The sequence below is a fragment of the Chenggangzhangella methanolivorans genome, from assembly GCF_042648545.1.
Classification (GTDB): domain Bacteria; phylum Pseudomonadota; class Alphaproteobacteria; order Rhizobiales; family Methylopilaceae; genus Methylopila; species Methylopila methanolivorans.
Map to the genome: position 1 here is coordinate 1 of NZ_JBHRXS010000029.1, position 9,828 is coordinate 9,828.

The 9,828-nt window shown below is 64.5% G+C and carries 12 protein-coding genes and 1 pseudogene; 3 read left to right on the forward strand and 10 right to left on the reverse strand.

Annotation, left to right across the window (positions count from 1 at the left end):
- Window positions 1-275 precede the first annotated feature (275 nt).
- The 4 genes from ACFOWB_RS26575 to ACFOWB_RS26590 all read right to left on the reverse strand — a co-directional run bounded on the left by ACFOWB_RS26575 (window position 276) and on the right by ACFOWB_RS26590 (window position 3,507).
- Complete coding sequence (locus ACFOWB_RS26575) at window positions 276-980, reverse strand: anti-sigma factor (RefSeq protein ID WP_261404318.1); 705 nt, start codon at window positions 978-980, stop codon at window positions 276-278.
- Window positions 977-1,519, reverse strand: a complete 543-nt coding sequence (locus ACFOWB_RS26580; protein WP_261404317.1) for a sigma-70 family RNA polymerase sigma factor — start codon at window positions 1,517-1,519, stop codon at window positions 977-979. The genes ACFOWB_RS26575 and ACFOWB_RS26580 overlap by 4 nt, the downstream gene beginning before the upstream one ends.
- Window positions 1,520-1,686: 167 nt before the next feature.
- Window positions 1,687-2,580, reverse strand: coding sequence for a ferritin-like domain-containing protein (locus tag ACFOWB_RS26585; RefSeq protein ID WP_261404316.1), 894 nt, complete (start codon window positions 2,578-2,580; stop codon window positions 1,687-1,689).
- Between the two features lie 138 nt (window positions 2,581-2,718).
- Window positions 2,719-3,507 carry an outer membrane protein gene (locus tag ACFOWB_RS26590; protein WP_261404315.1) on the reverse strand — a complete coding sequence of 263 codons (789 nt, stop codon included), beginning with the start codon at window positions 3,505-3,507 and terminating at the stop codon, window positions 2,719-2,721.
- A gap of 922 nt (window positions 3,508-4,429) precedes the next feature.
- On the opposite strand from ACFOWB_RS26590, the gene ACFOWB_RS26595 reads away from it, so the two are divergent.
- Window positions 4,430-5,104 (forward strand): Crp/Fnr family transcriptional regulator, encoded by a 675-nt coding sequence (locus ACFOWB_RS26595; RefSeq protein WP_378150367.1) that lies wholly within the window; start codon window positions 4,430-4,432, stop codon window positions 5,102-5,104.
- 32 nt (window positions 5,105-5,136) lie between these two features.
- Here the strand turns inward: ACFOWB_RS26595 and ACFOWB_RS26600 are convergent, their stop codons facing one another.
- The 4 genes from ACFOWB_RS26600 to ACFOWB_RS26615 are packed head-to-tail and all read right to left on the reverse strand — an operon-like array spanning window position 5,137 to window position 7,682.
- On the reverse strand, window positions 5,137-5,856 hold the full coding sequence (locus ACFOWB_RS26600; protein WP_378150369.1) for a cytochrome c biogenesis CcdA family protein: 720 nt from the start codon (window positions 5,854-5,856) through the stop codon (window positions 5,137-5,139).
- A 10-nt stretch (window positions 5,857-5,866) separates the two neighbouring features.
- Window positions 5,867-6,268, reverse strand: a complete 402-nt coding sequence (locus ACFOWB_RS26605) for a thioredoxin family protein (protein WP_378150371.1) — start codon at window positions 6,266-6,268, stop codon at window positions 5,867-5,869.
- A 26-nt stretch (window positions 6,269-6,294) separates the two neighbouring features.
- Window positions 6,295-6,876 (reverse strand): rhodanese-like domain-containing protein, encoded by a 582-nt coding sequence (locus tag ACFOWB_RS26610; RefSeq protein WP_378150373.1) that lies wholly within the window; start codon window positions 6,874-6,876, stop codon window positions 6,295-6,297.
- Window positions 6,877-6,884: 8 nt separating this feature from the next.
- A complete protein-coding gene (locus ACFOWB_RS26615) occupies window positions 6,885-7,682 on the reverse strand; it encodes a quinoprotein dehydrogenase-associated SoxYZ-like carrier (protein ID WP_261404312.1) in 798 nt (265 codons plus the stop codon).
- Between the two features lie 155 nt (window positions 7,683-7,837).
- Here ACFOWB_RS26615 and ACFOWB_RS26620 point away from each other — a divergent pair, with 155 nt between their 5' ends.
- The gene (locus tag ACFOWB_RS26620; RefSeq protein WP_378150375.1) at window positions 7,838-8,296 is read left to right on the forward strand and encodes a hypothetical protein; all 459 of its coding nucleotides are present in this window, start codon (window positions 7,838-7,840) and stop codon (window positions 8,294-8,296) included.
- A gap of 13 nt (window positions 8,297-8,309) precedes the next feature.
- On the opposite strand, the gene ACFOWB_RS26625 is transcribed toward ACFOWB_RS26620, so the two are convergent.
- Complete coding sequence (locus ACFOWB_RS26625; protein ID WP_261404310.1) at window positions 8,310-9,008, reverse strand: DUF1223 domain-containing protein; 699 nt, start codon at window positions 9,006-9,008, stop codon at window positions 8,310-8,312.
- Between the two features lie 38 nt (window positions 9,009-9,046).
- On the reverse strand, window positions 9,047-9,319 hold the full coding sequence (locus ACFOWB_RS26630) for a hypothetical protein (protein ID WP_261404309.1): 273 nt from the start codon (window positions 9,317-9,319) through the stop codon (window positions 9,047-9,049).
- 194 nt (window positions 9,320-9,513) lie between these two features.
- Here ACFOWB_RS26630 and ACFOWB_RS26635 point away from each other — a divergent pair.
- Window positions 9,514-9,828 (forward strand): annotated as a pseudogene (locus ACFOWB_RS26635) (metal ABC transporter permease); the annotation flags it as partial.

Consider the following 9,828-nt stretch of genomic DNA (forward strand, 5'->3'; position numbering starts at 1 on the left):
ATATCAGCGACTTCCGCACCAGCACGCCTCAGTTGCGAACAGCAGCCGGTCCATACATTCGGGTCAGGTCGGGACCAGCGCTCACGGCTGAGACGCGCCAAGAACGGACATCCGCCGACGTCCGCGAACCCGACGGGCATGCCGGGTCAAAGAGGCGCCGCCTCGCTGTCAGCGCGCATGGCAGCCTGTCAGCTTCACACGACGGCCGTTAGACAAAACGCGCGGATTGGCTTCCGAACTCGATAGGCTCTTTGAATGTTGCCTCCGCAATCTCTTTAGGATGGACCGATCGACCCGCTCGCGACGATCTGGCCGGTCGGGAGGCCGGTTGGAGATCCGCCAAACGGCTCTACGGACACGGCGAGCGTTGCTCCGTCGATCAACGCGGCGCGGCGATCCTCGGGAATGACCACAACTCCACCGGGACCGGGCGCAAAGACGCCGAGCGATTTTGGCTGACCTGAACCCGGCACAAGCCAAAGCTCTAGAGATTTTTCTTTCGGCTGCCCGCTAGCCGCAGGCGTGACTCGCAGGATGCCTGCTGCCTGATCGTAGGTCGCCACGAGGGATATATTTACATCCGGAGCCGTCAGAAGAGCCACCAACGGCGGCTCGATAGGCTTTTGAGGCAACAGAGTGAAAGCGTAGATGACCGCAGCCGCGGCCGCGGTTGAAGACGCGAAGGAGATCCCCCTCCAGAACGACAGGGAACTCCAGATTTCCAAACGCTGCTCCGCCTCGCCGAACAGGCGACGTTCGATCTCAGCAAAAGCCGCTTTTGGAGGCGCGGCCTCGCCGTAGTCGTCGTTGAACGAGGCGAGCATGGCCTCCCAGCGGCGAACTCGACGGGCGAACTCCGGGTCGTCGGCGATACGCTCATCGGCCTCCGACCGCAGGTCGGCCGACAACGCTCCGACGACGTACTCGCCGGCGAGGATCTCATCAGTGATCTGGTCATTCTGCGAAGGACCAGACGTCATCGCAGCATGCACTCCCGAAGCTTCATCAGGCTGCGTCTCAACCAGGTCCGGACGGTGTTGAGCGGCGCTTCGAGCTCGGCTGCGATCTCGGCGTAGCTCAGGCCTTCGACATAGGCCCGGCGCACCGCGCCGGCATGCGCCGGATCAAGCTCCTCCATGCAGCGGTCGATCCGTCGGCCTTCGTCCGCAAGCACCGTAGAGGTTTCGGGATCGATGGTCGTCTCGTCGGAGACATTGTATCCGTCCTCGAGATCGGCAGCCGGGAGTTGGCGCTTCCGCACGGAGTCGATCGAGCGATGCCGGGCGATCGACGACAACCAGGTGTTCGGACCTCCGGCCGCCGCGTTGTAGCTTTTCGCACCGCGCCAGATCTTGACGTAGCTGTCTTGCAGCGCGTCTTCGGCCTCGTCCCGGTCCTTCAGGATGCGCAGGCAGATAGCATAGAGTTTTGGGCTGGTGGCTTGATAGAGCGCCGCGAACGCAGCGCGATCGCCGTCGGCGACGCGGTTGATCAGTATCGCGATCTCAGGACTCGCCATTATTCGGTGCTATCCAGCGCGGCAGTGCTGCGAATGCTCTGATGGTGGAGCGATCATGAGCGACGAACAGGGTGCGCCCGACGAAAAGGACCCGCGCCTCGGTCATTGGGTGGAGACCGCCGAGGAGGGCCGACCCGCGCTTGCGCGCAGATCGGCCCGGCAAGGCGTCAGGCGAACGCGCCGTTGATGCCGTTCGGATAGAAGCCGCCCTTGGTCCCGTCCGGGCTCAGATAGACGATGTTCTTCACCTGAGGAACAGAGCGGCTGAAGGCGATCCCGTTCGCATCGGTCGGCACGAGATTGGCGGTCTTTGCGTTTCCGATGCCCTGGTCGAGGTCGGAAGCGCCGTCGAGCGAGTCACGGGCGTCCGAGATCGCGCGGGCTTCCTTGAACAGGCCGAGCGAGTAGAGAAGCGTTCGGATGATGCCCGCATGATAGGCCTCGACCCCAAGGATGCCGGCTGCGGCTTCCAGCAGATCCTTGTTGGTCAGCAGGGGCGCTGCGCCCTTGTAGGCCGTGACGCCGACGTCTTCGAAGATATAGGAGGCCAGCAGAAAGTTGGTCTCGTTCGCAAAGGCGTCGAACTCTTGCCCGGCGGTGATCAGGCCGGCCGCAGTCGCAGCGGCGGTGAAGCTCGCTTTCAGGTTGATTTTCGGCCGCGCGACGCGGGCGTCTCCAAGCCCGGCGCGCAGGAACTGGACATGGGCCTTCTCATCACCGGCGATCTCCTCCGCGTAGAGGCGGATCGCCTTGGTGTCGAAGTTGACCTTCCTGCCGCCGACAACGGGACCCTGAGCGCCCTTGCCGTCGATGTCGCTGTCGGAAAGGCCTTTGCCAGTGGTCGCGCGAAGATAAAACTCGGCTTCGAGATATTCGAGATTAAGAGCGAAGTTCAGAACGTCGAGGTCGATGTTCTCGGCCGCAACCGCCTCCCCAGGGCGCGCCGCCCCGAGCACGACGGCGCCTGCGGCCGCAAGCCCGCAGCCGCGCACAAAAGCGCGTCGGCCGGCGTTCCAGTCTATGGCGCGGTCCTTCCCGTCAATGCGATGCTCTTCGGTCATCTTCTTTCATCCCTGTTCAAGATTTTCTGGTCGTCCTCTCGCCGCGCGCGCGGCCGCACTGAGCGGTACGGGAAGCGCACCGTTCGAGTTTCAGGATCGCGTTGAATTCCCCCGTTCGCCGCCCGGCGAAGCCGTCGGTCAGAACTTGTAGGCGACGCCGGCGCGCACGATGTGGGCGACCTGGTCGATCTTGGCTGGCTGGCCGCCGCCGATCGCGTTGACGGCGCGCACGGATTCACGTCCGAAATCGACGTACTGATACTCGCCCCGCAGGATGACGTTGTCGGTAACCGCGTAATCGACGCCGGCGCCGAGAGCGTAGCCGTAGCGCGTCCCGGACTTATCCTTGTCGAAACTGAACGGCGCACCCGTCCGCTTGAAATCGACTCCTTCTGCGATCGCGAGGCCCGCCGTGCCAAAGAACAGCGCACGGTCTACCGCGAAACCGACGCGGCCGCGGATCGTGCCGAACCAGTCGCCCGCGTTCGCCTTGCACACGAAGCCACGGAAGCAGCCGCGGTTCTTGCCGCCGAAGTCGGCGTAGGACAGGTCGGCTTCCGCGCCCACGACCACCTGATCGAACTGATAATTCACCCCGACAAAGCCCGACCCCATCAGCGAGTCGACGTTGTTGCGGTAACGGAAATTGTCGCCCAGCCCGCGGTTTCTGACCTTCAGGTCGCTCCAGGCGTAGCCGATCGCGCCGCCGATATAGACGCCGCTCCAGGAAAAGCTGTCGACCGAAACGACCGCCGGCGGAGCTTCCATTGGAAGGTCGGCGGCGGCGGCCGGCGCTGCGGCTACGCCGAGGATGGCGGCCGCGCTGAGAAGGGTCGTGATGCGCATACGTGTTTCCTCCGATATTGATCGAAGGGTGACGCGCAGGGTTGTCTTCGGCAACAAATACCCAGCAAGAACAGACAGCAATGTGCGACTAGTCACTTAAATCGCACAACAGAACGGCAAAATCTGTAAATACAAATGAATAAGAATTTTTGATACGATCATATATTTAAATCAGATCAGAGATCTTGCTGCGATCTGCTTGATTTTCCTGAGCATGGCCGCAGTCTTGGCGAGGCCTGCACGCTACGCAACCTATCCGCGAATGGCCCGATTCATCGAGGAGGACGTTCCGACCAACGCTTGGTCAGCGCTCCGGCTAATGAAGAGCGCGGCTGGGTCCGAACCACGTTCCCTAGCCGAGCGAAACCTTCCTCGTGGTCTCTCCGTACCTTGAGCGTAAGGGACGCGCTCGATGGACAGCTTTTACGTCTATGACAACTGGACGACCGGTCGCAGCCGAATTCATCGTGGAGAATGTTCGTATTGTAATCGTGGGATCGGCGTCAGCCACCAATCGTCGTCGCCGCACGGAAGATGGCACGGGCCTTTCTACGACATTGAAGAAGCGCAGAAGTTTGCGCATCAGACCGGGCGTTCAGAAGTCTCTATATGCAAAAAATGCCTGTCAAATTGAAAGCATTGCTCCAAATTCATTCTGGTATCCCAGTTAGTCAATGCGTGAGGGTATGAAGACCGAGGCGTCCCTCCAACGTCTCTCGCTAGCTGCTCGGTTTCGCGGATCTACGGAGACCGGCGAATTGGCAGTAGGCCGCCGAAGGCGTTCATCAAATCGAAGTCGAAAAGATGCTGATGGACGGAGAACCTGCGGACTTCTCGCGTGAGAAGAGCGCCGCGGCGGCGCGGGAATTGGCGCGGAGACTATGAACGTCGTCAGGCGGCTCTCGGCTGCGCGTCGTCGCGATTGATCGTTGCCGAGAGGGTTCGATAATAAGGGCGACGGAGCCACAAAGCCCCGCGCAGGCATTTGGGATGGAAGACGTCTATGGCGACCCAGGCGCAAGTCGACCGCTGGGAGGCGGTCTTCCCGTTCATTCGCGAGATGTCGGAGGAGGATCGCGCGCTTGCGCTCCGGAGCGTGCATTTTCCCACGCTCGACGCCGACGCGATCGCCTATGAGCTCGACGGCGACTGCGCCAACTACCTGATGTGCCTCGACGGACGGACGCGGGTGTTCCGCAGGTCGGAGAACGGCCGCGAGGTCCTAATCTACAAGGTCACCTCCGGCGGCACCTGCGTGCTCACCACCCAGTGCCTCCTCTCGGGCAGCAACTTCCCGGCCGAGAGCGTGGCCGAGGCGAAGACCGAGCTGGCGGCGATCCCGGCGAGCGTCTTCTCGGAGCTGATGGGGCGCTCAGCCCCGTTTAGGACCTTCGTGCTGCAGGACTACAGCAAGCTGCTCTCGGGCATGTTCTCGATCGTCGACGAGGTCTCGTTCGCGACGCTCGAGCAAAAGCTCGCCCGCCGGCTGCTCGTCGAGGCGGATGACGAAGGCTTCGTGGCCAAGACCCACCAGCAGCTCGCCTCCGACGTTAACAGCGTCCGCGAGGTCGTCTCCCGTCACCTCGGCGAATGGGAGCGCGCGGGCTGGGTCGCCAACCATCGCGGCAAGGTCGAGATCCGAGACCGCAAGGCGCTGGCCTCACTCAAGATGGCCTGAGGCCGCGAATCGGATCGATCCGCGGCCCCCGATCAGAACCGGGTGGTCAGGGCCGTGAGCCAGTCGGGCGAGGCCTCGACCAGCGCGGTCTCCACTGACTTGTCGACTCCGGTCAGGACGGCCGCGCCGATCACGAGCAGCAGGACCCCGAGCACGACCTTCGCGCCGCGTCCGGTCTCCATCAGGCGTGTCTTCCAGCGCACGAGCGCCTCGCGCGACAGCATCCCGAGCAGCAGCAGCGGGGCCGCCGCGCCCACGCCGAACGTCACCATGGTAAGCGCCACGGTTCCGAGGTTTTCTCCTCGAGCTGCAAGAACCGACGTCGCGCCGAGCGTCGGCCCCACGCAGGGCGCCCAGACCGCGCCGAGCAGAAGCCCGACGAGGAACTGGCCCGCCAGGCCGGTGCGGAAGACCGTGTCGAGGCGCTCCCCCGCCCAGTTTCCGATTGGGCCTGCGGCGACGGCGAAGCGGGCCTGCGCCGCCGGCACGATCAGGACGAGGCCGAAGACGATCATCAGCGTCGCGGCGACGGCGCGGAACACATCCGCGTCGAGGCCGATCGCGAAGCCAACGGTCGCGACGAACAGGCCGATCGCGACGAAAGAGAGCGTGAGGCCGCCCACCAGCGCGATCGAGCCCATGCGGTGTTCGGAAGCTGCGGCCCCGAGCGCGAGCGGCACGAGCGGCAGCACGCAGGGCGACAGGATGGTGAGGACGCCCGCAAGGAACGCCAGTCCGAGCGTGCCGATCATGGCTGCGCCCTCACACGGCCTTGTCGAGCAGGTCGGCGATCCACTCGGGTTGCGTCTCGCCGACCGAGCGGCCGACCTCCTTGCCTTCCTTGTAGACCAGCAGCGTGCTCTGGTCGGTCGCGCCCAGCTTGCGGACATTGGCCTTGCCGGTGTCGAAGTCGATCTCGAACGCAGCCATGTCCTTGTATTTTGGCTCGGCCAGCAGCTTGCCGAGGATTGGCTTCTGGGTCTTGCAGATCGGACACCAAGGCGCGCTGATCTCGACGAGGATCGGCTTGCCGGACTTCAGCGCCTCGTCGAAGGCGGCCGGATCGAAGGGCTTGGATCCGGGCATGTCGGCGATCGCCGGGCCGATGGCGGCTATCGTGGCCAGTCCGAGCGCGACGAGCATTGCGTTTCGGCGGGTGTGCATCTCGGTCGTCCTCCTATGGGCGCGGTTCAGCGTCCGGCCTCCTGCTTGGTCGCGGCGGCCCAGTCGGGGTCTGCGGGGACGACCTCGGTGTCGCGGTCGGCCTTCTGCCAACCGTCGATCCCCTCCGGGAACCAACTCACCTTGGTGTAGCCCCAGGTCACGAGCCGCTTGCCCATGTTCCAGCTCCCCCAGCAGTCGGGGTGGCAGAACGCGACGACGGGTTTGGCCTTGTCGCCGCCCGTCAGGGTCTCGACGCGCTTCTTGAGCACATCCTCCTGCATGGGCGGCAGGTCGCCGGGCGCTGCGCCCGGGAACCAGACGGCGCCCGGGATTGAGCGGTGCTGGGGCCGCCAAAGGGCGGTCGGCGGTAGCGCCGCGGGCTTGTGGTCGGGTTCGGTCACGTCGATGAAGACGGCCCCACCATGGTCGACGAGAGATCCGGCCGCGGCGACGTCGATCACTGCGGCGCCCTTCAGGGTGGATGGCGTGTAGCCGGGGATGGGTCCAGTCCAGAGCCCTTTCGGCTCGGGAGCCGATCCCGATCCTCCGGCCGCGGCCGCGCTGACGAGCGCGGCGGCGGCGAAGGCTGCGAGCGCGAGGCTTCTCATGGCTCGGCTCACTGCGTCTTCACGGGCACGTCGAACGTCTTCTCGAAATGACCGCCCGAGGTGTCGTTGGCCACGACCTTGAACTGGCCCTTGCCTTCCGGCTTGAAGCCGAACTCGATCACCGGGTTGGTCGACAGCGAGATGTCGCTCCTCAGCGAGAACACGTCCTTGTCGTTGTAGGTGACCTTGATGTCCTTGATGTAGTTGGCGGGGGTGTAAATCTGGGAGACCTGATCCTTCTGCATGCCGTTGAAGTTCGGATGCCGGATCATCAGCGTCGCCTGTGCGGACTTGCCCGCGGTCGCCTCGTCCTTCACTTTCAGCCGCATCTCGCCGATGGTCCCCTCGGCGCCGCCCGCGACCGGGGCCGAGCAGCCACCGCTGGCCTTCACGAACTTCACGGTCTCGACGAGCTTGCCGTCCTTGGTCTCGGCGACCGCATGGACGTTCGAGTAGGCGTTCACGCGGGTGCGAAGCCGAAGGAGCCCGGGGTCGCCGGCCGGTCCGAAGTCGATCTTGGCCGCGACCGGGCCGGGGTTCTCGTCGATGATGAGCGTCAGGCCCTTCACTTGGTCGGGGTTCGACACCTTGATGTCCATCGGCACGAGCGCCGCGTCCTCGGCGCGGACGGGAGCGTCGAGCGAGAGGAAGCCGTCCTTCTGCTCGACCTGCTTGTCGCCGAACACGCTCTGACGAAGCTCGGTCCAGCGCTGCTCGCGCACCTTGGCGTCGTCGGCCGCGTGAGCGCCAAGCGCGCTCGTGAGGACCAGCGCGGCGGCGCTGGTGGTGACTGCGATCTTCCTCATGGGGTCCTCCTTCAGACGCTCGCCCTGTTCTTGGCGGCGATGCGCTTTCTAGATCCGTTATCGCCGCGGCCGGCCCCACTGTCGGTGACCCAGGTCACCGACGCTCGAAAATCGTCAGGCTACGTTGGGCTGACTTCAGGAAACGGCACCTACGCATGACGACTTCAGAACCAGCCGATCGATGGGAGGCGCGCTTCCCTTTCGTCCGGTTGATGACCGAGCGCGATCGACGGTTCGCGTGGGCCAGCCTGCTTTTCGCCACCCTGAGCCGCGGCACCGTTGCCTACGAGTTCGACGCCCCGTGCGGCGGCTACCAGATGTGCGTGACCGGCGGCACGCGGGTATGCCGGCCCACTGCGACCAAGCTCGACGTGGCGCTCTACAGCGTCGCCGCGGGCGAGGCCTGCGCGCTGACCACGCAGTCCCTCCTGTCAGGCGAGCGGCTCGCGGCGCGTAGCGTGGCCGAGATGGAAACCGAACTCGCAGTGCTGCCGTCCGCGGCCTTCGCCGATCTGATGCGTTCGTCGGCTTCGTTCAGGAATTTCGTCATGCGAGACTATTTTGGATTGGCCTCGAAGCTATCCCTGCTGGTCGAGAACCAAGACCCTCGGTGATGCGCGGCGGACCTCACTGCGTGCCGGCGGCCAGGATTCGACCGCCATTCCGCCCTTGGACGAGGACTGCCAAGGCGAACCCGCCGGCGTCGGACCGCGTCTGCAGCTTGACCGCCTGACCGTCCCAGGAGCCGATCCGGCGAAGCTCGTGCACCACATGGCTGTGCGGAAGCGTCCGCCCTTTATTCTCACCGCGCGACACAGGAACCTCGACCGTCTTCGGATCGTAGCGAACCAGCCAAACGTCAGCGCCGCCCGCTGGGGCCGAGCCGGCCCCGACGCTGATCTTGTCGCCTGAGATCGACAGATCCGGCCCCTCGTCGCCGCGGGCGCTCGAGATCAGTCCTTCGACCTCGCCTATCCGCTGGCCGACTGCGCTCAGCCGTCCGTTGACGACCATCTGAGGTGTGAAAGGCCCGTTCTGACCAAGGCCGGGCTCATACTCGACCTGTCGCTCCGTGAATTCAGGCTTCCCGAAAACATCCTTCCAGCCCAGCCGGTCCCAGTAGGTCACCGAATAGCTCAACGCGAGGACATCCTTTCTCTGCGCGAGCTTGGCGAGGTTCGCGTTGGCCGGCGGACATGAGGAGCATCCCTGGCTTGTGAAGAGCTCCACCACGACAGGTCGGTCCGACGCATGAGCGGCGCCCGACAGCCCGAGCAGCGCGCAGGCCAAGACACCAGCGGAAAGCAGGTCGTAACGGTCGATCATACGTAGCCTCCAGTCGTATGTGTGACGCGAGCCCGCTCTCATGCAGACCTGTCGTAGAACAGCGCCGGACTTCCGGGATTGCGCGGGGCGTCCTTCGCGTCCGTGCTCGCAGCGACGATCGAGGCATCCTTGCCGAACGAGACGACGCGAGCGCCCGGAACGCCGATCGTCGTGACCGCCTCGCCGTCCCGGATCGCAAGCGCCTCGGCCTTCACGGGATTGTTCTTCGGATTGCGCGGATCGCGCCCTTTGCGGGCGACCGCTTCGTCACAACCGGTCTGGCAGACGAACCCGTTCACGACCGACACCATCCGGCCCTCCACATGACGGCGATGCTGCGAGCGTTACGTCGCCCGACATGGGGTCGTTACAGGGCTGCGGACATTCGAAAGCGATCGAGCACCGCTCGCGGCCCGGGCAAATCTTCTTGGACGAATTGCCCGCAATCTATTTGCCGCCGCTTTCCGGAACTCCATGTGCCCTCTCAACCAAGAGAGGAAACGTTATGATCAGGGTCTCAATTCTGGCGGCCGCAGGGCTGCTCGCGTTCACCGCGGCCGGACAGGCCGCGCCCGAACTCGTCCGGGTTCGCGGTACGGTGGAAAGCGCCACCGACAGCTCGATCACGGTGAAGACGAAGGACGGCGGCACGCAGCAGATCGCACTGAAGCCGGAGACGGCGTTCCTCAACGTCGTGAAGTCGAGCCTCGATCAGGTCGGCGACGGCAAGTTCATCGGCACGGCGACCAAGGGCGATAACCCGCCGGTGGCGCTTGAGGTGGTAATCTTCCCCGAAGCGATGCGCGGCACAGGCGAGGGT

Coding starts and splice junctions, on each gene's coding strand:
- ACFOWB_RS26575 (WP_261404318.1), bottom strand. CDS start 980: ATGACGTCTGGTCCTTCGCAGAATGACCAGATCACTGATGAGATCCTC.
- ACFOWB_RS26580 (WP_261404317.1), bottom strand. CDS start 1,519: ATGGCGAGTCCTGAGATCGCGATACTGATCAACCGCGTCGCCGACGGC.
- ACFOWB_RS26585 (WP_261404316.1), bottom strand. CDS start 2,580: ATGACCGAAGAGCATCGCATTGACGGGAAGGACCGCGCCATAGACTGG.
- ACFOWB_RS26595 (WP_378150367.1), top strand. CDS start 4,430: ATGGCGACCCAGGCGCAAGTCGACCGCTGGGAGGCGGTCTTCCCGTTC.
- ACFOWB_RS26600 (WP_378150369.1), bottom strand. CDS start 5,856: ATGATCGGCACGCTCGGACTGGCGTTCCTTGCGGGCGTCCTCACCATC.
- ACFOWB_RS26605 (WP_378150371.1), bottom strand. CDS start 6,268: ATGCACACCCGCCGAAACGCAATGCTCGTCGCGCTCGGACTGGCCACG.
- ACFOWB_RS26610 (WP_378150373.1), bottom strand. CDS start 6,876: ATGAGAAGCCTCGCGCTCGCAGCCTTCGCCGCCGCCGCGCTCGTCAGC.
- ACFOWB_RS26615 (WP_261404312.1), bottom strand. CDS start 7,682: ATGAGGAAGATCGCAGTCACCACCAGCGCCGCCGCGCTGGTCCTCACG.
- ACFOWB_RS26620 (WP_378150375.1), top strand. CDS start 7,838: ATGACGACTTCAGAACCAGCCGATCGATGGGAGGCGCGCTTCCCTTTC.
- ACFOWB_RS26625 (WP_261404310.1), bottom strand. CDS start 9,008: ATGATCGACCGTTACGACCTGCTTTCCGCTGGTGTCTTGGCCTGCGCG.
- ACFOWB_RS26630 (WP_261404309.1), bottom strand. CDS start 9,319: ATGGTGTCGGTCGTGAACGGGTTCGTCTGCCAGACCGGTTGTGACGAA.